22 protein-coding genes and 2 pseudogenes are annotated in these 20,930 nt (G+C 47.0%); 12 read left to right on the top strand and 12 right to left on the bottom strand.

Annotated features, from left to right (window positions below):
- Nucleotides 1–93 precede the first annotated feature (93 nt).
- Nucleotides 94–486: pseudogene (locus HYG93_RS14025) on the bottom strand (transposase family protein); the annotation flags it as partial.
- A 37-nt stretch (nt 487–523) separates the two neighbouring features.
- On the bottom strand, nt 524–847 hold the full coding sequence (locus HYG93_RS14030) for a transposase family protein (RefSeq protein ID WP_178962569.1): 324 nt from the start codon (nt 845–847) through the stop codon (nt 524–526).
- A 648-nt stretch (nt 848–1,495) separates the two neighbouring features.
- Between HYG93_RS14030 and HYG93_RS14035 the strand changes: the two genes are divergently transcribed.
- The 3 genes from HYG93_RS14035 to HYG93_RS14045 are packed head-to-tail and all read left to right on the top strand — an operon-like array spanning nt 1,496 to nt 3,506.
- Nucleotides 1,496–2,080: an aminodeoxychorismate/anthranilate synthase component II gene (locus HYG93_RS14035; RefSeq protein WP_213070257.1), complete on the top strand. Its 585-nt coding sequence runs from the start codon at nt 1,496–1,498 to the stop codon at nt 2,078–2,080.
- Between the two features lie 17 nt (nt 2,081–2,097).
- Entirely contained in the window at nt 2,098–3,144 is a 1,047-nt protein-coding gene (trpD, locus tag HYG93_RS14040) for an anthranilate phosphoribosyltransferase (protein WP_125269118.1), read from the top strand.
- Nucleotides 3,145–3,167: 23 nt separating this feature from the next.
- Nucleotides 3,168–3,506: a hypothetical protein gene (locus HYG93_RS14045; protein ID WP_151837695.1), complete on the top strand. Its 339-nt coding sequence runs from the start codon at nt 3,168–3,170 to the stop codon at nt 3,504–3,506.
- A 69-nt stretch (nt 3,507–3,575) separates the two neighbouring features.
- On the opposite strand, the gene HYG93_RS19695 is transcribed toward HYG93_RS14045, so the two are convergent.
- Nucleotides 3,576–4,073 (bottom strand): cold shock domain-containing protein, encoded by a 498-nt coding sequence (locus tag HYG93_RS19695; protein ID WP_005028541.1) that lies wholly within the window; start codon nt 4,071–4,073, stop codon nt 3,576–3,578.
- A gap of 152 nt (nt 4,074–4,225) precedes the next feature.
- Between HYG93_RS19695 and HYG93_RS14055 the strand changes: the two genes are divergently transcribed.
- From HYG93_RS14055 to HYG93_RS14075, 5 genes are all read left to right on the top strand, one after another.
- Nucleotides 4,226–4,660 (top strand): DUF6573 family protein, encoded by a 435-nt coding sequence (locus tag HYG93_RS14055; protein WP_005006045.1) that lies wholly within the window; start codon nt 4,226–4,228, stop codon nt 4,658–4,660.
- A gap of 72 nt (nt 4,661–4,732) precedes the next feature.
- The gene (locus HYG93_RS14060; protein WP_005006043.1) at nt 4,733–5,221 is read left to right on the top strand and encodes a hypothetical protein; all 489 of its coding nucleotides are present in this window, start codon (nt 4,733–4,735) and stop codon (nt 5,219–5,221) included.
- A 200-nt stretch (nt 5,222–5,421) separates the two neighbouring features.
- A complete protein-coding gene (locus HYG93_RS14065; protein ID WP_005006040.1) occupies nt 5,422–5,952 on the top strand; it encodes a hypothetical protein in 531 nt (176 codons plus the stop codon).
- Between the two features lie 220 nt (nt 5,953–6,172).
- Nucleotides 6,173–6,814, top strand: a complete 642-nt coding sequence (locus HYG93_RS14070) for a hypothetical protein (protein ID WP_005006038.1) — start codon at nt 6,173–6,175, stop codon at nt 6,812–6,814.
- 12 nt (nt 6,815–6,826) lie between these two features.
- Nucleotides 6,827–7,660 (top strand): hypothetical protein, encoded by an 834-nt coding sequence (locus HYG93_RS14075; RefSeq protein ID WP_178962570.1) that lies wholly within the window; start codon nt 6,827–6,829, stop codon nt 7,658–7,660.
- Nucleotides 7,661–7,748: 88 nt separating this feature from the next.
- Here the strand turns inward: HYG93_RS14075 and HYG93_RS14080 are convergent, their stop codons facing one another.
- Nucleotides 7,749–8,717: an IS30 family transposase gene (locus tag HYG93_RS14080; RefSeq protein WP_005804963.1), complete on the bottom strand. Its 969-nt coding sequence runs from the start codon at nt 8,715–8,717 to the stop codon at nt 7,749–7,751.
- Nucleotides 8,718–9,066: 349 nt separating this feature from the next.
- Here HYG93_RS14080 and HYG93_RS14085 point away from each other — a divergent pair.
- A pseudogene (locus tag HYG93_RS14085) lies at nt 9,067–9,312 on the top strand (hypothetical protein); the annotation flags it as partial.
- A gap of 249 nt (nt 9,313–9,561) precedes the next feature.
- Here the strand turns inward: HYG93_RS14085 and HYG93_RS14090 are convergent.
- The 3 genes from HYG93_RS14090 to groES all read right to left on the bottom strand — a co-directional run bounded on the left by HYG93_RS14090 (nt 9,562) and on the right by groES (nt 13,266).
- The gene (locus tag HYG93_RS14090; protein WP_043907034.1) at nt 9,562–11,055 is read right to left on the bottom strand and encodes an IS91 family transposase; all 1,494 of its coding nucleotides are present in this window, start codon (nt 11,053–11,055) and stop codon (nt 9,562–9,564) included.
- Nucleotides 11,056–11,279: 224 nt separating this feature from the next.
- The gene (gene groL / locus HYG93_RS14095) at nt 11,280–12,920 is read right to left on the bottom strand and encodes a chaperonin GroEL (protein WP_004201176.1); all 1,641 of its coding nucleotides are present in this window, start codon (nt 12,918–12,920) and stop codon (nt 11,280–11,282) included.
- Nucleotides 12,921–12,975: 55 nt separating this feature from the next.
- Entirely contained in the window at nt 12,976–13,266 is a 291-nt protein-coding gene (groES, locus tag HYG93_RS14100; protein WP_004201172.1) for a co-chaperone GroES, read from the bottom strand.
- Between the two features lie 193 nt (nt 13,267–13,459).
- Here groES and cutA point away from each other — a divergent pair, with 193 nt between their 5' ends.
- A complete protein-coding gene (gene cutA, locus HYG93_RS14105; protein WP_004201171.1) occupies nt 13,460–13,789 on the top strand; it encodes a divalent-cation tolerance protein CutA in 330 nt (109 codons plus the stop codon).
- 4 nt (nt 13,790–13,793) lie between these two features.
- Nucleotides 13,794–14,825 (top strand): protein-disulfide reductase DsbD domain-containing protein, encoded by a 1,032-nt coding sequence (locus HYG93_RS14110; RefSeq protein WP_004201169.1) that lies wholly within the window; start codon nt 13,794–13,796, stop codon nt 14,823–14,825.
- A gap of 10 nt (nt 14,826–14,835) precedes the next feature.
- Here the strand turns inward: HYG93_RS14110 and HYG93_RS14115 are convergent, their stop codons facing one another.
- From HYG93_RS14115 to HYG93_RS14130, 4 genes are all read right to left on the bottom strand, one after another.
- Entirely contained in the window at nt 14,836–15,474 is a 639-nt protein-coding gene (locus HYG93_RS14115) for a phosphoribosylanthranilate isomerase (protein WP_004201168.1), read from the bottom strand.
- Between the two features lie 4 nt (nt 15,475–15,478).
- Entirely contained in the window at nt 15,479–15,844 is a 366-nt protein-coding gene (gene ble, locus HYG93_RS14120; protein ID WP_004201167.1) for a bleomycin binding protein Ble-MBL, read from the bottom strand.
- A gap of 3 nt (nt 15,845–15,847) precedes the next feature.
- On the bottom strand, nt 15,848–16,660 hold the full coding sequence (locus tag HYG93_RS14125; RefSeq protein WP_004201164.1) for a subclass B1 metallo-beta-lactamase NDM-1: 813 nt from the start codon (nt 16,658–16,660) through the stop codon (nt 15,848–15,850).
- A gap of 100 nt (nt 16,661–16,760) precedes the next feature.
- Entirely contained in the window at nt 16,761–17,729 is a 969-nt protein-coding gene (locus HYG93_RS14130; protein WP_005804963.1) for an IS30 family transposase, read from the bottom strand.
- A gap of 157 nt (nt 17,730–17,886) precedes the next feature.
- Here HYG93_RS14130 and HYG93_RS14135 point away from each other — a divergent pair, with 157 nt between their 5' ends.
- The gene (locus tag HYG93_RS14135) at nt 17,887–18,402 is read left to right on the top strand and encodes a hypothetical protein (protein ID WP_303300857.1); all 516 of its coding nucleotides are present in this window, start codon (nt 17,887–17,889) and stop codon (nt 18,400–18,402) included.
- A gap of 516 nt (nt 18,403–18,918) precedes the next feature.
- On the opposite strand, the gene HYG93_RS14140 is transcribed toward HYG93_RS14135, so the two are convergent.
- Nucleotides 18,919–20,874, bottom strand: a complete 1,956-nt coding sequence (locus tag HYG93_RS14140) for an alkyl/aryl-sulfatase (protein WP_000693745.1) — start codon at nt 20,872–20,874, stop codon at nt 18,919–18,921.
- Nucleotides 20,875–20,930 lie beyond the last annotated feature (56 nt).

Here is a 20,930-nt window from a genome sequence, read left to right on the forward strand (position 1 = left end):
TTTGAATAAGTTTTTGACACCACCTGTCAGCATAAAATGATTTTAAACCAATCAATATGAGATGATAGACTTCCTTCATAAATCATTTTTCAATCAATTTAATAGTTTATCTTTCACCCAATCTAAATTGTATATGCCAGCAAGTAAATTAAACCGCAGGTTTAATCGTTTACGACGATTTCTATATACACAAGATAAAATCTTAAAACATTTCATCCTTCCAAATACATGCTCTACTTGAATTCGTCTACGACCAATCTCTTTATTTAACTTTTTTAATTCAGAATCTAGTTTTTCAGTTTTCTTTGCTTTAGATGGCATGAGGCATCCAAAACCCAATTTCTTTATCCCTAAATACCCCTTATCAACGATAAAAAAGGGCTTAAATTTTAATTTCCTCATGCTTTTTTTAAATATTTTAAAATCATGCATGCTTCCATGACTTCCACATACACTCAGTATTTCACCTGTTGTATAGTGCATAGATAGCTGAAATTTAAAGGTATGTCGCTTTTTTTTACCGCTATACCATTTCTTCTGTTTTTTTTGGACGTTGAACTAATATTTCAGTTGCATCAATCACAACAACTTCCCAATCCACTTCATCTCGATTAGGAAGTTGTTTTGGCAAGTTAAATTTTCCAGAACGGATTAAGGTATCTTCAATAACACGTGTGATACGAATTGCACTCGTTTCAGATACACCGTAACTCATACCAAGATGGAAAAATGTTCGATTTTCTCTCCAATATTCTATACATAAGAGCAAACGATCTTCCAACGGTAATTTATGCGGTCGTCCTTTACCAATATGACGGGGTAACTGCTTATTTATCTCGGCCAGCATGAGGTTAAATGTAGCCCAACTAACACCGGTAAGCCTACGAAACTTAACGTCTGATAATTTTTGAATATCTTTGAATTTCATCCAAGGATTATCCCTTGAATTAAATAATTTTGCTGATTAATTTAAGATCAAATAAATTGTACGTTTTTTGATTTATGAAGGAAGTCTAATAAAATCGTTTAACAATTCTAAATCTGCATTCTTTTGAGCAACCCGATTGAAAATACCTATACTGCGGATTTGTATTTTCTATCGAAACGCTGCAACCAAACCAACCGACTTGAGCCACAATAGCATGCGTCAGGATGCTACTTTTTGGCGCATTTTTTAATGCTATCTTAAGTGTGAAGCTAAAATATGACTGCTGAATGACCCAGTTTGATCAAATGATCTTTTCTTTCCGACCAAACCTGAATAATGCGCAACAAGCTTTGAAATGATGAATGCGCTGATAAGCTTTAACAGGGATTATCATATAAATAGTCAGCAGAAAATGCTTATTATTTGCTATGATGATCAGTGCTTCCTTATTCCACCTTCTTTTCGACAAGAAAAAATAAAGTCCTTTCTCATTATAGGCGCCGGAATAAAGCAAATTACCCCAGACTCTTTAGCACTTAAAGTGTTTAATTTTCAATAGGTTAGCTCATGCTTTTAATGATCGATAACTATGACTCTTTTACCTACAACATCGTCCAGTATTTTGGCGAGTTAAATCAGGAAGTAAAAGTCGTTCGTAATGATGCCGTGACATTAGAAGATATTGAGCGATGGCAACCCAAGTATTTAGTGATTGGCCCAGGCCCTTGTTCCCCATCTGAAGCAGGGATTTCCATTCCTACAATTCAGCATTTTGCAGGCAAAATTCCGTTACTGGGCGTGTGTTTAGGACACCAAAGTATCGGACAAGCCTTTGGCGGAAACATTGTGCGCGCTAAAACCGTGATGCATGGTCGTTTATCCGATATGTACCACAGCAATACAGGTATTTTTAGCAATCTGCCTTCACCATTTTCTGCAACCCGTTACCACTCTTTGGTGATTGATCAAGCAACCTTGCCAGATTGTCTGGATGTGACATGCTGGACCAAAGAAGCAGATGGTTCGATGGAAGAAATTATGGGTGTGAAGCATAAAATTCTACCAGTTGAAGGCGTGCAATTTCACCCCGAATCGATCCTGAGCCAACACGGTCATCAAATCTTTAAAAACTTTTTGGAAATTTACGCATAATGAGCGAGTCAAATCACATGAATATTCAACAAGCACTGAACCATATTACAAAACAAATTCACCTGACTCAGCCTCAAATGGAAGATGTAATGCGCGCGATTATGTCGGGCGAAGCAACAGACGCTCAAATTGGTGCATTGATGATGGGCTTACGCTTAAAAGGCGAAAGCATTGATGAAATTACTGCTGCTGCACGTGTAATGCGTGAGTTTGCCAACAAAATTGATGTCAGCGATATTCCGTACCTTGTGGATATTGTAGGTACAGGTGGCGATGGTCAAAACCTATTTAACGTATCTACCGCCTCTGCTTTTGTAATTGCAGCTGCAGGCGCAACCATTGCCAAACATGGTAACCGTGGTGTTTCAACTAATTCGGGTTCATCTGACTTGCTTGAGCAAGCAGGAATTAATCTTGATTTAAATATGCAACAAACTGAACGCTGTATTCGTGAAATGGGCGTAGGTTTTTTGTTTGCACCGAATCATCACACAGCCATGAAGTATGCAGTTGCACCACGTAAAGAGCTGGGTATTCGCAGTATTTTCAACTTGCTGGGGCCATTGACCAACCCTGCTGGTGTAAAGCGTTTTGTGATTGGTGTATTTAGCAATGAATTATGCCGCCCGATCGCAGAAGTGATGAAACAGCTTGGTGCTGAGCATGTCATGGTGGTGCATTCTAAAGATGGTTTAGATGAAATTAGTCTTGCTTCGAGCACTTATGTTGCAGAACTCAAAGAGGGTGAAATTACCGAATGGGAACTTACGCCAGAAAGCGTAGGGATTGAATCTCAAACTTTAACAGGACTGACTGTAGAAAACCCAGCTGAAAGCTTGAATCTGATTAAAGATGCATTAGGCAAAAACAAATCAGACAAAGGCGAAAAAGCGGCTAATATGATTGCACTTAATGCGGGTGCGGGTATCTATGTTTCTGGTCTAACCACAAGCTACAAGCAAGGTGTCGCTTTGGCACATGACATTATTTATGGTGGACAAGCTTTGGAAAAAATGGGCGTGTTGTCAGAATTTACCAAAACGCTCAAACAGTACGAAGCATAAAAAAATCAGGAAGGTGGATGTTTATGACAACTTTAAACGAAACAATGCAAAAGTTCTGTAAAGCTAAGGCAATGATGACCTATTTAATGTCTGATGATCCTATCATTGATAAATCTGTCAGCCGTTACGAAAATTGGGCATTGGCTTATGACCTTTTGGTGAGTATTGGGCATCTGGATCTAGAACAAGTTGAGCAGATCTGGAATGAAAAAACCCATACCAATTTTGTGCTTTGGGGTGTAGTTGGTGAATGCTCAATAGAAGAAATTGTATCGTATGTGACAGAAGAATATGACGCTCAAGCTGTCACACTGGCGCAGATTAATGAATTACAAGACGGTAAAACACTGGCAGAAATCTAAAATCAACCTAAGGAATGAGTTATTAATTAAGTATTAATAGCTCATTTTTTATTGTCTGAAACTATACAACTACCACCTTGAATCATTTTCACAAGCATCGCCATCGCCGTCACCATCCATCATGGTATCTGGGCAGTTTTTCACAAACCAATCAGCTTCTTCTTTAGATCGCATTTGAGAGCAATGCTTACGACCATCGCATTTATAGGCTACTGGCTTTTGATATATAGCATTTGTAGTTTGATTATCTTTATATAGATATTTCTTTAATTGAATGCTACCTAGATATGCCACCCCAATAGCTATGCTAATAAAAATTATCCATAGATATATTGGCAATGGTTTTTGCTTATCTTGCGTTTGTTCATGGTCGGAATAGTAAACATGGATTGCCCTATTTTTATTTTCTTTTTTAACTACCTCGAAATAAACCTCTCGACCTGGTATTGGCTGTTCACCTTTCTGAAAATCCTTAATATGGAAAAATACATCACCAAAATTACTCGTGGATATAAAACCAAAACCACGCTCAATATTATAATTTTTAATTGTTCCTGTTAGTACCACCTAAAACCTCAAATATATATTAAAAGCTATATTAATTATAATTATTAAACCTGAATAGATACTATCTTTTTTTTAAAAAAAAGTTTTAAGGTTTATGAATTTATTATAATTAAAACATCAAAAGCAATTGCTTAAAACTTGGAGTAGCTATTATGAATAATTTTTTCGCTGGTGCTGAAGTCATCACTGTTTTTTCTTTACAAGACGCTTTAGAAGAGGGCGTGATTCTTTGCCTTAGCGATAAAGAAGAACATGCCAAAGATTGCAAACAGTTCTATAAGTTCCCTGTTTATATTACAAGCAACTTGTATAACAAGCACCTGACAGCTGCAAAAGCAATTTTTCCGAATGGTACGGAAGCTGATGCTGAAAAAATCAATGATTTAATGGGATATACCATCTTTGATATGTTGAACATGAGCGTTCGTGGTTCAGTTGCACTTAATGACCAAAGCGTTAAGTTTAAATATGCTCTACAAGATACACCGCATACCTTTTCTGACACCTTAATCACCAATATTGCTACGGTTGGGCCTGGCGTGAATGGTGAGCCTATCATTACTTTTATGATGCCTGAAGACCAATAAACACAACACCTAGCATTGACCAACCAATGCTAGGTTTTTTGAGATCCGAACGTTCATTGAGAGGTATTAAAAATGCAAATGGCTACTATGAAAATTGACAACCTTGACCTATTCGGCTTTGCAAATATGCAAGCTATAGAACAACAAAGAGAAAAAAACGAATTAAAACGTATAGAAACGATGAAGCTTGTCCGTTGTGACTGGTTTATCGCCGTGACATCTACTGGAGAGCTGTTTAAGTACAGTGAAAAAGTACCAGCTAAATATAAGGCGTTTAAAGGCATTAAATTATTCAAGTGCTGGAATGAAGCTACCGCGGATCTCGTGTTAAATGCCGTAAAAGGCGCAATCAAGGGTGATCATTACGAAATACCAGACGTTAAAAAAAGCAAAAAGTTTGCTGTTAATAGCTGGGTAAGAAACATTGATCTAAAGTTTCTACATTTGCCAGTCGGTCAACTCACCAACCTGTACAGGGAACATCAAGAGCGTTTAAGACTGAAGCGTGAAAAAGCCAGACTTAAAGAAAATGAAAACACGTATGACGTAGAACCGCACTAATCACACCCACCAGGAATAAGCACCCATAGCTTATTCCTTTCATAAGATGATGGCCGTAAACGGTGTTTTTAATTGATTAAAAATAACTTGAAATCATGAGCCTATCAGCCGAAATACTTTTACTGAAAAGTTATACAGGCCACATGCACCGATATAATGAATACATCAAAGCTCATTGCTTAAAACTTGGAGATACGACAATGCAACTACAAAAATTTAATACTGGTACTGCTAATGTGCGCCACTTGCTACAAAGCTTCACCCAAGCGTATGACGGTTTACCAAGTTGCGTCATCAATGTGATTGGCGTAGCAACCAAAGCAGATCCGCAGTTTATTTTTAACATTGAACTGGATGTCGTTTTATTTCACCAACATAAGTCACAAGCCTACTGCATTGAAGTCAATGCACCGTTACAGGTTCAAGCCATCGCAGACGCTCACGAATCATTTAGATTCAGTCCTGATGATTCTCATGCATTGATTGAGGGCGAAGTCATGGATGTGGCGATAAATTTACAACACCAAGCCATTAATGACATGATTCAATATGATTTGCTGTCAGATGCAGAACTGGAAAAGTTCAATACATGGAATAAAGGTTTCGCCAGTGCATTACTGACTGAATGTTTTGAAGATGTCGCAGATTTTAATGCGCTGCATAGCTCACATTTTATGGCGAACACTGTTTATTTAAGACTGATTGAGTACTTTAAAAACAACCTGTCATAAGAAACCATTAAACAAATAGAGGGAGATCCAATAAAGGTCTACCCTCTTTTTTTATGCCATTAGATTTAATGACGTATACGATGTTTTTTAATTGATTAAAAAAATATTGAAATTTTTCATTGCCAGTTCCATAAGTAATTTGAGAAAAGTTTTTAAGGGATATTTCACAGATATAATTAATTCATACCTAAGCAATTGCTTAAAACTTGGAGTTGAAGATATGAAAAGCGTACTTGATTTTTTTACAAACCGTTCTAAAACATTAAACATTATTGTGAATCCTGAATTAAATACAGGTCATTCCCTTGCTGATTTTTCGTATAACGAAGAATTGCATCAAGACCTTAATGTATTAACGGTTATTCCGCGTGATCATTACGGAAACTTTCTATCTTTAACCCTTGATGATTGGGGCGTGATTACTTCAAAAGTTCAATTCCCTGAACATCTTGATTTTAATCAATTACTCAGCATTTTTTGGGAAACACAACCCATTTTAGTTGTTACTGACATCGCACGTTCAGAAGTGCATGACAGCGACTTTTTTCAACAAAGCTTGGTCAAACAAGTCAATCTTGCATATAGCCGAGATATTGCCAGTGAATATGCACCAGAAGATGTTCACTACATCTCTCAATCTTTTGATTTAGATAAGCTGATGCGTTGCGGTGTATATCTGCAAGGTCATTGCTATTCAGCTCATGATTTCGTCATTAACAACCATAACCTATTTGAAAAAGACAGCTTGATTGTGCCTGTTTTTAACATCCACTCGACACAAAAAGAACTGCAACAATTTTTTGTGTTTGATCTGCAAGGCAGGTTTTTGGATTGCGTTGTTGGCACTGAAGTTTTGTACTAAGGAATATTGATCATGTCTAAAAAAAACTTATTGATTGAATTGAGCTACGAAGCACCAAACAACACCAGTGCTGATGCTGTTTTGCACAATGTCTATATTGATATTAATCACCCTGAAAATCTGGCGATGTTTAGCGAGTCTTGCAAGAATCGCCATGAAATTAATGAAAACCTACCCATTTGCCAGTTAATCACTTCATGGGTTCGATTACTAGGGATCTTCACCATTCTGGACAATTCAGATCAGGACAAAGAAACCCCTGTTCTCATTCAACTTGCTGACGGCGGTACTTTATCTATCGATGGTTGGGAAATTCTCGACCAAGAAACCAAAGATAGACGCTTGGCGTTAATGGACATTGAGCCAGATGAAGAACAAGACGAAGACGACCCTATTTTGTTCGCTCATGAGTATTCAGACTCAATCACTCTCACCAAAGTCGAAAAGCCAGTAGCAGAAAGTGTATATGTCGCTATGCGTAACTCTTACAGCAACAACTTTGATTTAGTTCTTGAATGTATCTTGAATCCTGAAAAACATTACAGCCTATATCAAGGCTCATATGATGGCACTCATGTTCAAGTGATCCTGAATGACTTGGCACTCCTACCATCATGTAAGACACATAAATCAGAAATTGGCGACTATGTAACATGCAATGTACTGGAGCTGTTCAAAGGCTCAATAGATGCGTATGGCGCAGAAAGTGAATTTATTGATTCATTCGTGCAACTCGACATTACACCGTACTTAGATAGCACACTGAAAATGGACTACATCGAATTGCAGTTTAGCTACCAGAGCAACGATCTCATTGCATTTTTTGGGAATGATCCATGTTCTTAACATGGATCTCTATGGAATAGGAGAAAATACAATGTCTGATCATATCTATAATTACATCATCGGCAGAATCGACAAAAGCCGGGCGAATTCAAACATGAGGTGCGACAGTTTCAAAAGCCATATGATAATCAACAAGCTGAGCAAATTTCTCTAATGGTGTAAGCCAATCTAACGCCTTTCTAGGACGAGTATTCAGTGACATGGCAACTTGATTTAAATAATGCTGATCTGCCTGATTTAAATCAATCCCTTTAGGTAAATATTGCCTAATTAAACCATTCATATTTTCGCATGTGCCTTTTTGCCAGGGTGAATGTGGGTCACAGAAATATACATCTATGCCTAAATCTTCTTCGAGTATTTTATGTTCTGACATCTCACGTCCACGGTCATAGGTCAACGTTTTACGCAGTTCTGCAGGTAAATATTTCAGAGCTTCAGTTAAAGCCTTGCGCACTGATTCTGCCTTTGCATCAGGTAATGTTGCCAAGATACAGAGCCGTGTATTTCGTTCAATAAGTGTTGCTATCGAACTTTTATTGTCTTTACCTTTAATTAAATCAGCTTCCCAATGACCCGGTATTTTTCTTTCTTGAACTTCGGCTGGGCGCTCATGAATAGTTTTAATATCCTGTAATATAGAATCTTTTTTAGGTTCACCGTTAGCTTTTCGCTTTTTATTTTCATGACGTAGACAGGATAATAAGTCTTTTTTCAACTCACCCTTGGGTAATGCTCGTATCGTTGAATAAATCGTTGTATGGCTTACATTCATTGTTTGATCCAAATCAGGAAATGTCTTTAAACGCTTTGCTATTTGCTGAGGAGACCATAAACAACGGATCGCTTCAACAATAAATTTCCAGAGGATTGAATCGATTTTGAGTTTTCTGTGACCACGTCTACGTCTAGCGAAGGTGTTATCAGAAGCATATCGAGCTTGATAAACGTCATTGATGCTATTTCTTTTAAGCTCACGATAGATCGTACTAGGATGTCTTTTAATGAGTTCAGCAAATTTTCTGGCTGAAAAGCCTTCTTTTCTTGACTCAAGCATTAATGCAGTACGATCTTCAAAGTTAAGATGATGGTATGACAATTTTATATACTCCATAAACCCTTTAAATTAATTAGGTGGTTTATGTCGCACTTCAAGTTTTACTCTGCCCTCCATTGTTTTCAATTTATCGGATTTCTAAAAACATGAGATATATGTTTCAATAAAAGTTTTTAAGAACTTTATACACCAAATACCAATGCTTCACTTATGATAAAGTGGATTAAAATTGCAGAAAATGGGTAAATCCATAAAAAATGTCAACATCTTCAAATATACAATTGTATTTCAATTTCCGTTGTTTATAGTTGGAACATTTTTTTAAATCTCTACACTCAAGGTTAGATTTATGTCTACTGCTCATAAAAAAGCATCCTTATTGCAAAAAGTCAGTAAAGGACTCACAGTTGGTTCAGTCATTACAGGAAGCACGTTTTTACATGGTCCCCCTGTTTTGGCACTCGGTTTTACCAAGCTGTTTAAAAAATCAAAAAAAGTAGACGAAACCAATATTCAATTGGCCAATAGCTGGATTGGTGTAAACAACCACCTGATTGAAAAGGTGCTGCCAAACCTAAAGTGGGATATGGGTATAGGAAGTTCAACCGCCCTTTTTGGCGAGTCTGGCGGGTAGGAAGCGGCCGCGCAAGCGCCGCTTTGGGCACAGATCGGGCACAGATCGGGGGTTCATGCGTGGGTTTTCGACATCGCGGGGCCACGCAGCGGCTCAGTGCGTAGCCATTTCTCACCGAATCCCGGCACAGGGCCGAGCGCAGCCCTGCGGGGTCGTGGCCGCATCGGATCGGACTCTGGCTTGGCTGCCGGCTGTGTGGCCGGCGCCTCATCACGCGGCGGGCGGCGGGGCGCGCGCTGCGGGCCGGTAGTGCGCTTGCTCCAGCGCGCCGTGTTTCTCGAAGTGGGCGAGGATGGCGCGAATGGCCTTGGGGTCTTCGATGCTGGCGACGATCCGCACCGCGCCGCCGCAGTGGGCGCAGGTGGTGATGTCGATGGAAAAGACCCGCTTGAGCCGTTGCGCCCAGCTCATCGCACGGCGCTTCTGCTCGGGGCTGCGCGGCTCGTCGTGGGCGCTGACGTCCACTGGCGCCGCATCGCCCGCAGGCCGCCTGCCGCGCCCCGAGGGCGTCAGCTGCGCGCGCAGGTTTGCATTCGGGGCGAATACGCCGTGGAAGCGGGTGAGATGCGCGCGTGGCGGCGGGACCAGTGCCGCCAGCTTGGCGATGAAGTCCACCGCATCCCATTCGACATGCGTGGTGCCATTGCGCCACGGCGTCTTGAGCTGGTAACGCACCCTGCCCTGTGGCGAGATCGATAGCCGCTGCTCGCTGATCGCCGGGCGCGTGATGTAGCGGCACAGCTTTTCGAGCTTGTGGCTTTCGTGTGCTTCCGCGGCCACGCCGGCATGCAGCGAGAAGCCGCCGACCTTGCCGGCGTCGCCCTCCAGCGGACCGGCGTCGCCAGGCAGCGTTTGCAGCGTGACGACCTTGCGGCCAGCGTCGCGACCGGTGGCGATGCGGTAGGTCATCGAACTCATCCGCAGCCCATCCATGCCGTCGTCGCTACCCGCGCTGTCGGACAGGAACACGGATTCGTCTTCGCCTTCGAGCCAGCCGCGGCGCGACAGGTGCCGGCACACGCGATGCGCGATGGTGTTGGCCAGTTCCGTCAGTTGCGCCGATGTGGGCGCACGGGTGCGGTGCAGGCGCGGCTTGCGCTGCGGACGCTCGGTGGTGTCCTCGTACACGCCGTCGAGCCACAGCATGTGGAAGTGGATGTTGAGATTCAGCGCGCTGCCGAAGCGCTGGATCAGGGTCACCACGCCGCATTGCGCCGTATCCCGCGGCACGCCGGCCTGATCGGCAAGCCAACCGGCGATCACACGATGCACGATGCCCAGCACCGGGCCGATCGCCTCAGGCTTGCTGGCGAACAGGAAGCGCAACGGGTACGGGAAACTCAGCACCCATTGCCGCACCGGCCGCGGGCCGAACACCTCGTCCACCAGATGCCGCGCCGACTCGGCCATGCGCCGTGCGCCGCAGCTCGGGCACAGCCCGCGCTTCTTGCAGGAATACGCCACCAGCCTCTCGGCACGACAGTGCTCGCAGACCACGCGCAGGAAGCCGTGCTCGAGCACGCCGCAGCGCAGGTAGGTCTCGAACTCCTCGCGCACATACTCGGGCAGCGGGCGGTCTTCGGCCTCAAGACGCGCGATGAAGTCCGGGTAGTGCGCCTGCACTAGCGCGTACAGCAGCGTGCGCTCGGGCAGGTGGCGCGCGTAACGCGCAGCGGCGTGGGCGGCCGGCAGTGGCGCGCACACCTCGGCCTGCCGCCGGGGTGCGGTCAGGCGCGGCACGCAGCGCTCCGTTGCAGGGACGGCTGCTCAGGGTTGCGCCCGCGAGCACGCGTTCATATCGGCGTTTTCTGATCTTCGCGTCAGACATTGCCGCGGGGCGGGTAGGAAGTCTCCCGCCTCGGACGCCAGAACGCACAAAGCCCGGCACGAGGCCGGGCTTTGTGGTCTTGCTTGATGGATCGCGGGGCTTAGAAATCCATGCCGCCCATGCCGCCCATGCCGCCGCCGGCCGGCATCGCCGGCTCGTCCTTCTTCGGGGCCTCGGCCACCATCGCTTCGGTGGTGATCATCAGGCCCGCGATCGACGCGGCGTTCTGCAGCGCGGTGCGGGTGACCTTGGTCGGGTCCAGGATGCCGAACTCGATCATGTCGCCGAACTCGCCGTTGGCGGCGTTGTAGCCGAACGCACCCGAACCTTCGACCACGCGGTTGAGGATGACCGACGGCTCATCGCCGGCATTGGTCACGATCTCGCGCAGCGGGGCTTCCATCGCGCGCAGGGCGATCTGGATGCCGTGGTTCTGGTCTTCGTTCACGCCCTTGATGCCGGCGATCGCCGCCTTGGCACGGATCAGGGCGACGCCGCCGCCCGGGACGATGCCTTCCTCGACGGCCGCACGGGTCGCGTGCAGGGCGTCTTCGACGCGCGCCTTCTTTTCCTTCATCTCGACTTCGGTGGCGGCACCGACCTTGATCACCGCAACGCCGCCGGCCAGCTTGGCCACGCGCTCCTGCAGCTTCTCGCGGTCGTAGTCGGAGGAGGTCTCCTCGATCTGCGCCTTGATCTGCTTGATGCGCGCCTCGATGCCCGCGCCTTCGCCGGCGCCATCGATGATGGTGGTGTTTTCCTTCGACACCTGGATCTTCTTGGCGCGGCCGAGGTCCTTGATGGTGGCCTTCTCCAGCGACAGGCCGACTTCCTCGGAAATCACCACGCCGCCGGTCAGGATCGCCATGTCTTCCAGCATCGCCTTGCGACGGTCGCCGAAGCCCGGGGCCTTCACCGCGCAGACCTTGACGATGCCGCGGATGGTGTTGACCACCAGGGTCGCCAGCGCTTCGCCTTCGACTTCCTCCGCCACGATCAGCAGCGGCTTGCCGGCCTTGGCCACGCCCTCGAGGACGGGCAGCAGGTCGCGCACGTTGGAGATCTTCTTGTCGTACAGCAGGATGAAGGGATCATCCAGGTCGGCCGACATCGACTGCTGGTTGTTGACGAAGTACGGGCTCAGGTAGCCGCGGTCGAACTGCATGCCCTCGACCACGTCGAGTTCGTTGTCCAGGCCGCTGCCTTCCTCGACCGTGATCACGCCTTCCTTGCCGACCTTGTCCATCGCCTGCGCGATCAGGTCGCCGATGTTGGCATCCGAGTTCGCGGAGATCGCGCCGACCTGGGCGATTTCCTTGCTGGTCGACGACGGCTTGGACAGCGACTTCAGTTCGCCGACCGCGGCCTTCACCGCCTGGTCGATGCCGCGCTTCAGGTCCATCGGGTTCATGCCGGCGGCGACCGCCTTCATGCCCTCGCGGATGAACGCCTGCGCCAGCACGGTGGCGGTGGTGGTGCCGTCGCCGGCGTTGTCGGAGGTCTTGGAAGCGACTTCCTTCACCATCTGCGCGCCCATGTTCTCGAACGCGTCAGCCAGTTCGATTTCCTTGGCGACGGAGACGCCGTCCTTGGTGATGGTCGGCGCGCCGTAGCTCTTCTGCAGCACGACGTTGCGGCCCTTCGGGCCGAGGGTCGCCTTCACGGCGTTGGCGAGCACGTTGACGCCGCGCACCATCTTGGAGCGCGCGTCTTCGCCGAAACGAATGTCCTTGGCAGCCATTGCGAATTACCTCGAAAAATTATTCGGATGAGAAATGTGTGGGAGCGACGCGCGATCAGCCGAGGATCGCGAACAGGTCGTCTTCCTTCACCACCAGCAGCTCGACGCCGTCCAGCTTCACTTCGGTGCCGCTGTACTTGCCGAACAGCACCTTGTCGCCGACCTTGACCTGCGGCGCGCGGACCTGGCCGTTGTCCAGCACCTTGCCGGTGCCGACGGCGACGACTTCGCCCTTGATCGGCTTCTCGGTGGCCGAATCCGGGATCACGATCCCGCCGGCGGACAGCTTCTCTTCTTCCATGCGCTTGATGACCACGCGGTCGTGCAGCGGCTTGATATTGGACATGGCAACCTCGGTAAATGGTTGATTGACGTGGAAAAACCCGGCGATTTTAGCAGTCGCGCGAAGCGAGTGCCAAACCGCGGACAACAGAACCGGGCGAACCCGGCATGCCACCGAGATGGGGCGGGCCCGCCGACTTTCAAGGGCCGCACGCGGATGTCCGCCAGGCCCGCCGGATCGGGGCAGCCGCTACCCTATGCCGGTGAGCGCCCTGATCTGCTTCTGCACCTGTCCCGACGCCGACAGCGCCGAGCGCATCGCCACCGCGCTGGTGGCCGAGCGCCTGGCCGCCTGCGTCAACCTCCTGCCCGGCCTGCGTTCGGTCTATCGCTGGCAACGCAAGGTCGAGGCCGCGGCCGAGGTCCTGCTGCTGGTCAAGACCAGTGCCGAGGCCTACCCCGCCCTGCAGGAACGCCTGCGCCAACTGCATCCCTACGAACTCCCGGAGCTGCTCGCGGTCGAAGCCGCGTCCGGCCTGCCCGAATACCTGCAATGGCTGGCCGCCGAGAGCCGACCGGTAAACTGAGCCAATGACCGCATCCACGATCCGCCTGCGCCGCTGGCTGGCCGGGCTCGCCCTGCTGCTTGCGCTGCCCGCGACCTCGGCCGTCGCCCAGGACTTCGAACTGCCGCCGGTCGACGAGGTCTTCGTCCTGTCCGCGCAGGCCACCGCGCCGGACCGCATCGAGGTGCGCTGGCGGATCGCCGACGGCTATTACCTGTACCGGCACCGCACCTCGGTCAAGGCCGATGCCGCCTTCACCGGCGCGACCATGGCGCTGCCGAAGGGCAAGGCCTACCGCGACGAATTCTTCGGCGACGTCGAAACCTACCGCAAGGAATTGCTCGGCACCCTCACCGGCACGCCCGCGGCCGGCGCGAGCGCGACCACCCTGACCGTGAAGTACCAGGGCTGCGCCGATGCCGGCGTGTGCTACCCGCCGCAGACCCGCACCCTGAAGGTCGCGTTGCCGGGCGAAGCGGGCGCTGGCGGCTTCGGCTGTAAGGCGCGCGGGCTGCATGATTATGTCGTCAAGAACGGCTCTGCCGATCATCCCAACGCCGAGGTGAAATTCGCACTGGGTGATGTGGTCAACACCATGATCGGCTGCACTAATGGTGAAACGATCATGCTGTGCCACGACACCTCGCTGCCGCGCCCCTATTCTCTCGGCTTTCGGGTGCAAGGCACCGAGGGGCTGTGGATGGACGTCAACAAGTCGATCTATCTGGAGGGCAAGAGCCCACAGCCGCACCGCTGGGAGCCTGCCGAGGGCTGGTTTGCGAAATACGATCACCCGCTATGGAAACGCTACGCCGATCTGGCGGCAGGGGCCGGGCATGGCGGGATGGACTGGTTCGTGATCCACGCTTTTGTCGAGGCGCTGAAGGCCAAGGCCCCGATGCCAATCGACATTTACGACGCGCTGGCCTGGAGCGCGATCACGCCTCTGTCGGAACAATCGATTGCTGAGGGCAATCGCACGTTAGATTTTCCCGACTTCACCCGAGGGCAGTGGCGCACCCGCAAGCCGATCTTTGCGCTGAACGACGCCTATTGATCGACGCGATTTAGGCCAAGCGCACCGCAAAGGCGAAATTGGTAATCTTGTCGGTATCCTTGACGCCCGGCGCGCTTTCGACGCCGCTGGAGGTATCGACCAGCGGCGCTCCGGTGCGCGCAATCGCCTCGGCAACATTCGTCGGATTTAGCCCGCCTGCCAGCCCCCACGGCAAGGCACCGCGATATCCGGCCAGCAGCGACCAGTCGAACGCCAACCCCATGCCGCCGGGCAGCGCGCCTTTGGGGGTCTTGGCGTCGAACAAGATCAAGTCCGCCGCCCCGGCATAGGCTGCGGCGCGTGCGACATCGCTGGCGCTGGCGACGGGCAGCGCCTTCCACACCGGCTTGCCAAACCGCGCGCGCAACTGGGCCACGCGTTCGGGCGATTCCGAACCGTGCAGCTGCAGCGCGTTCAGCTTGGCTGCCACCAGTGCGTCGGCGATGACAGCATCATCCGCATCGACGAACAAACCGACCATGGCGATCTGGCCAGCTGCGCGCGATGTCAAAGCGCCCGCGACATTCGACGTAACCGCACGGGGCGACGCTGGATAGAACACCAACCCGGCATAGTCCGCCCGCGCCGCGATGGTCGCATCGAGCGCCTCGGGTGTGCTGATCCCGCAAATCTTGATTTTCGCGGGCATGCGGTCAGTCGGGGTTCTGGATCAGCCGCACCAGCGTGCAGTCGGGATCGATCAGGTAGCCGATCCTCAGGCCGCTCGCCTCCAGTTGCGGAGCTTTGAAGCGCGGCCAGCCGGTGCTTTTTTCCTCGGCTCCCGCCGCGTTCACCAATGCCACCATGGCATCGAGATCATCCAACCGCAGGCAACAGCCGAACGAGCTCGTAGCTGGGTCGAGGTCAGGATAGGGGAAGAATTCGAGCTGCAAACCGCCGCGCTGCAGGATCATCCAGCCGCGATCCTTCCAACTCGTCGCAAAGCCCAGCTTCGCATAAAACGCCTCTGTCACATCGAAATCGCGCGATGGCAGATTGGGGGTGACGTGGTCAGCCATGGCTCAGCGCAGCTTGTCGGCCATGCGGGCCGTATGAGTGATTGCGGCGCGGCTATCGGGGGCGGAATGGCTCATCACGATCATGCTGGCCTTGGGGAACGCCGCACCAAACGCGCGCGCTGACGCGGCGTAGTGCTCAGTGTCGGCATCACCGAGATTGCCGAGCGACTTGGCCTTGCTGTCCTTGATCAGGCAGCCACCAAAAGCGATGTCGGTGCCGTCGATCCCAACGGTGATATTGTCACTGGTGTGGCCGGGGCCGGGGTAAAATACCTTGAGCGGGCCAAAGTTGGGCGCGGTTGCTGGTTCGACCCAGCCATTGGCGGCGAAAGTCAGGCTGTGTTGCGCCGCAACCATCCCCTCTTGCGGGGCAAGCTGGTTCGACAACGCATTGGCATAAGTCGCAATCCCCGCCGCATGCAGCGCGTCCATACCGCCCATCTTGTCCTGATGCGCGTGAGTCACCACCGCCAGCGCGACCGGCAGGTTGATCTCCTGCTTGATCCAGTTGAGGATCTGGGCGGTCTGGTCATCGGTCCAGGCGGTATCGACCACCAGCACGCGGCCGCCATCCCTGACGATCAAACCGTTGGAAGCGACTGCCCCGAAACCCGGCATGTCGAGATAGGAAGTGTGCTGCCAGACATTCGGTGCGAGCTGGCGGAAAACCAGATCGCCAAACCGTTGGTCGCCAGTTTCCATTTGCTGGCCAATCGTCGGGCGGATTTCACCGGGCATGCACCCGCTCAGCATCAATGCAGCGGCTAATGCGGTGCTCAGCTTCGCGACCGGGTGCATAATATTGGGCAATTCCATCAAGTTTTCCTTTTATTCAGCATTAAAAACCCCGCAAATGCGAGGCCTAGTAAATAGATGATCTTAATTTGGTTCACTGTAGCAAAAATATGGGGCGAATTCAAACATGAGGTGCGACAGTTTCAAAAGCCATATGATAATCAACAAGCTGAGCAAATTTCTCTAATGGTGTAAGCCAATCTAACGCCTTTCTAGGACGAGTATTCAGTGACATGGCAACTTGATTTAAATAATGCTGATCTGCCTGATTTAAATCAATCCCTTTAGGTAAATATTGCCTAATTAAACCATTCATATTTTCGCATGTGCCTTTTTGCCAGGGTGAATGTGGGTCACAGAAATATACATCTATGCCTAAATCTTCTTCGAGTATTTTATGTTCTGACATCTCACGTCCACGGTCATAGGTCAACGTTTTACGCAGTTCTGCAGGTAAATATTTCAGAGCTTCAGTTAAAGCCTTGCGCACTGATTCTGCCTTTGCATCAGGTAATGTTGCCAAGATACAGAGCCGTGTATTTCGTTCAATAAGTGTTGCTATCGAACTTTTATTGTCTTTACCTTTAATTAAATCAGCTTCCCAATGACCCGGTATTTTTCTTTCTTGAACTTCGGCTGGGCGCTCATGAATAGTTTTAATATCCTGTAATATAGAATCTTTTTTAGGTTCACCGTTAGCTTTTCGCTTTTTATTTTCATGACGTAGACAGGATAATAAGTCTTTTTTCAACTCACCCTTGGGTAATGCTCGTATCGTTGAATAAATCGTTGTATGGCTTACATTCATTGTTTGATCCAAATCAGGAAATGTCTTTAAACGCTTTGCTATTTGCTGAGGAGACCATAAACAACGGATCGCTTCAACAATAAATTTCCAGAGGATTGAATCGATTTTGAGTTTTCTGTGACCACGTCTACGTCTAGCGAAGGTGTTATCAGAAGCATATCGAGCTTGATAAACGTCATTGATGCTATTTCTTTTAAGCTCACGATAGATCGTACTAGGATGTCTTTTAATGAGTTCAGCAAATTTTCTGGCTGAAAAGCCTTCTTTTCTTGACTCAAGCATTAATGCAGTACGATCTTCAAAGTTAAGATGATGGTATGACAATTTTATATACTCCATAAACCCTTTAAATTAATTAGGTGGTTTATGTCGCACTTCAAGTTTTACTCTGCCCCGTAAAATTATGGTTCTGGTGAACTACGAATCAAGATCCAATCTGGTGACTCAAGCACAGTTAATGAAAGTCCAATTCCCGAACATCAATACCTTGAGAATGTTCCTGAATGACTTTGAGCCAACGGAAAAACATGTTATCCATTACTCGAAATACAGTAAAGAAATGCCATCAGGTGCAGATGGATATTTCCTATTTTCAGAACATGACCAGCAATGGAATATTTTTGATCCGAATGTCTTAAGTCGGTTTGTTTGTATATACCAAGAATCACCAGAGTTAGATAATTACCAAGATTACATCTGTTCTTGTGAAGTCAAAAACTCACCCACACTTAAAGCAAAACATAAAAAACAAGCATTTATGGAGAAGATGATCTTCACTTCATTGGGTTTTGAGCGTTATTGCCATCATTGCAACGGTTATGAACCACTGGATCGTTTTTATTATCATTCTGATACCAAAACCTATGAATCAGTTTGCAAGCCTTGTTATGTTCCTCATTACAAACCTTACAAGATGAAAAAACTTATGACCAGTACGGTTGAAGAATATATTTAATCATTAACTAGAACTCAAAAAGATGGCAACTATTAATTATTGCCATCTTTTATTTATTTTCTTTAACATATAAATTATAAACCCTAAATATAGGATTCCTTATGACTTTAAGTTATCAGCTTAATGAACTAAATTGCTTTTTTTGATATAGATCTATGTAATCAGGTTAATATAAAAGCTTATTTTCAATAAAAAACACATCATAATACCCCCTTGCCTTTTAACCACAAAAATATTGAAGTTATTATTTAGAAGCAATTAATAGAAAAATAAACAAATCTTTTTTAAACAAGCTACTAATAAAAATATCTCCATCGAAAATAAAGTATAAAAATTCAAAAACCATTTAATAAAGTATCAATAGAGTTAAAATACATATAGCTTACTTTTAATTTTAAAGAGGAATACAAGAAATAATTTCTTGTATTCCTGTTATAAGATTGGGAGAACCAAGTTGATAATTTCACCCATTTCTTTGGATCTATTAATTTAAGTTTCGACTTTACTTATTTGAGCTTAGCCATTTGGTCGAGTCACAATCGGGAAAATTGAATCTGGACGTTTAAACATTGCAAAGAATTTTCCAATTTTCAGTGGATTACCTTTGACTTTACTGTCTTTAGAAAGCAGGACTTTTACCCCTTCTATTTGACCTGTAATCATTTTTAGATATAAGGGCTTGGTTAAGGTTAATGTAGGGCAATCCAATGCCAAATCTTTACTTTCATCATAACGCTTAAACTGCATGACTGAGTTTTCAACCCATAATGAAAAATGCTCTTTGGTATCCGACAAAACCAGATTGATACACTGGTTTTCATTTTTTAAATTTTCCACATCTAAATTTGTCGCCATAGCTTCAAGAAATCTTTCAGTTGGTGTATGAATCAATAAATCACTCGGATCAGAAGTATTTTGTAGGGGTACATTATTTTGTAGCTCTTGAGCGCCCACCAAAAAGAAATTACGCCAAGTTGAAGCCTCAGCAGCATAGCCCAATTGACGATAAGTATTCGCCAATAAGTCTTTTGCTTGTTGGTTTTGAGGGTTATTCAACACAATATGTTTTAAAATCTCGGCAGCCCATCTATAGTCAGCTTGAGCGTAGGCATCCCGCGCATTTTTCAATGCATTGTTCTCCCCACCTGCTAACTCAATATATTTTTTTGCAACAGCTTTAGGGGGTAATGGATCTAAATTGGAAGGATGGGCATCGAACCATCCCATATAATATTGGTATACTGCTTTTACATTATGTTTTAGGGTTCCATAATAGCCATGAGCATATAGTTTTTGATCAAGTGCCGCTGGAAGCTTAATTTTTTCGGCAATTTCAGCGCCATTAAAACCAGAGTTCATATATCTCACCGTCTGATCATGCGTGAACTTATAAACATCTCGCTGGGTTTTAATAAAATCTTGAATATTGTCATTGCCCCAGACAGGCCAATGATGCTGTGCAATCAATACATCGGATGCTTTGGCATGCTGCATTGCTTGGTCTAGATAGCCCACCCATTTTAAGGCATCACGGACTTTAGCACCCCGAAGGGTATAAAGATTATGCATGGTATGAGATAGAATTTCTGCGCCGTTATAAAGTTTCAATGATGGGATAGAGAACGTTAATTCTGCTGGTGCTTCTGAACCCGGCACGTTATAAAACACAAAATCCAAGCCATCAACCGTCATTTTCTGTTCTGGTTGAGTGATCAGTTGTGTAGGCTCAAGGATGCCCATTTTTCCCACAGCAACAGCCTTACCTAAACCTGTATCCACCAATCCTTCCGCATTTTTAGGTAGAAAAGTTCCATACATATAAGTCGCACGACGTATCATGGCTGAACCTGCCATCACATTTTCACTGGTCGCTTCTTCCATAAAGCCTTTTGGCGCAATAATTGGAGTTTTTCTAGCGTTAATTTCTTCGCTAGAAAGAACGCCTAATGCACCACCAAAATGATCGATATGGCTATGGGTAAAGATAATGGCTGAAATTTTTTGCTCACCTAAATGCTGTCTAGCAAATTTAAGTGCTGCTTCAGCCGTTTCTTTAGAGGTTAATGTATCCACAATAATCCAGCCAGTATCACCCTGAATGATGGTCATATTTGCCAAATCAAAACCACGAATTTGCCAAACTCGATCTGTTACTTTAAATAGCCCAACATTGTTGTTTAATTTTGCTTGTCGCCATAGAGTGGGATTAACGGTATTTGGTGCTTGATCTTGTAAAAAACTAAATGCATCAAAATCCCAGATAACATTGCCTTTCTCACTTTTAATTTGACCTGTTGGCTTGGCAATAAAGCCCTTTTGAGCCTGATTAAACTCAGTCATATCCTCTAAGTTATACTTCGCCTTATATGTATTATTTGATTCAATGACCGCTTTTTCTACTACAGTATTTGCTGCAAAAACAGAAAATGGCAGAATAAGCATCAATGAAACTGTTAAAAACTTAATTTTCATCTTCTTTCCTTTTTTTAAATAGAGGTGGTCCCACATGTTTGAACAACTAAAAGCTT

Source organism: Acinetobacter sp. SwsAc6, assembly GCF_013391565.1.
Classification (GTDB): domain Bacteria; phylum Pseudomonadota; class Gammaproteobacteria; order Pseudomonadales; family Moraxellaceae; genus Acinetobacter; species Acinetobacter cumulans.

Coding starts and splice junctions, on each gene's coding strand:
- HYG93_RS14080 (WP_005804963.1), bottom strand. CDS start 8,717: ATGCTTGAGTCAAGAAAAGAAGGCTTTTCAGCCAGAAAATTTGCTGAA.
- HYG93_RS14070 (WP_005006038.1), top strand. CDS start 6,173: ATGAAAAGCGTACTTGATTTTTTTACAAACCGTTCTAAAACATTAAAC.
- HYG93_RS14035 (WP_213070257.1), top strand. CDS start 1,496: ATGCTTTTAATGATCGATAACTATGACTCTTTTACCTACAACATCGTC.
- HYG93_RS14055 (WP_005006045.1), top strand. CDS start 4,226: ATGAATAATTTTTTCGCTGGTGCTGAAGTCATCACTGTTTTTTCTTTA.
- HYG93_RS14075 (WP_178962570.1), top strand. CDS start 6,827: ATGTCTAAAAAAAACTTATTGATTGAATTGAGCTACGAAGCACCAAAC.
- HYG93_RS14125 (WP_004201164.1), bottom strand. CDS start 16,660: ATGGAATTGCCCAATATTATGCACCCGGTCGCGAAGCTGAGCACCGCA.
- cutA (WP_004201171.1), top strand. CDS start 13,460: ATGCCGGTGAGCGCCCTGATCTGCTTCTGCACCTGTCCCGACGCCGAC.
- groES (WP_004201172.1), bottom strand. CDS start 13,266: ATGTCCAATATCAAGCCGCTGCACGACCGCGTGGTCATCAAGCGCATG.
- trpD (WP_125269118.1), top strand. CDS start 2,098: ATGAATATTCAACAAGCACTGAACCATATTACAAAACAAATTCACCTG.
- HYG93_RS14060 (WP_005006043.1), top strand. CDS start 4,733: ATGCAAATGGCTACTATGAAAATTGACAACCTTGACCTATTCGGCTTT.
- HYG93_RS14140 (WP_000693745.1), bottom strand. CDS start 20,874: ATGAAAATTAAGTTTTTAACAGTTTCATTGATGCTTATTCTGCCATTT.
- HYG93_RS14045 (WP_151837695.1), top strand. CDS start 3,168: ATGACAACTTTAAACGAAACAATGCAAAAGTTCTGTAAAGCTAAGGCA.
- HYG93_RS14115 (WP_004201168.1), bottom strand. CDS start 15,474: ATGCCCGCGAAAATCAAGATTTGCGGGATCAGCACACCCGAGGCGCTC.
- HYG93_RS14130 (WP_005804963.1), bottom strand. CDS start 17,729: ATGCTTGAGTCAAGAAAAGAAGGCTTTTCAGCCAGAAAATTTGCTGAA.
- HYG93_RS14030 (WP_178962569.1), bottom strand. CDS start 847: ATGCTGGCCGAGATAAATAAGCAGTTACCCCGTCATATTGGTAAAGGA.
- ble (WP_004201167.1), bottom strand. CDS start 15,844: ATGGCTGACCACGTCACCCCCAATCTGCCATCGCGCGATTTCGATGTG.
- HYG93_RS14110 (WP_004201169.1), top strand. CDS start 13,794: ATGACCGCATCCACGATCCGCCTGCGCCGCTGGCTGGCCGGGCTCGCC.
- groL (WP_004201176.1), bottom strand. CDS start 12,920: ATGGCTGCCAAGGACATTCGTTTCGGCGAAGACGCGCGCTCCAAGATG.
- HYG93_RS14065 (WP_005006040.1), top strand. CDS start 5,422: ATGCAACTACAAAAATTTAATACTGGTACTGCTAATGTGCGCCACTTG.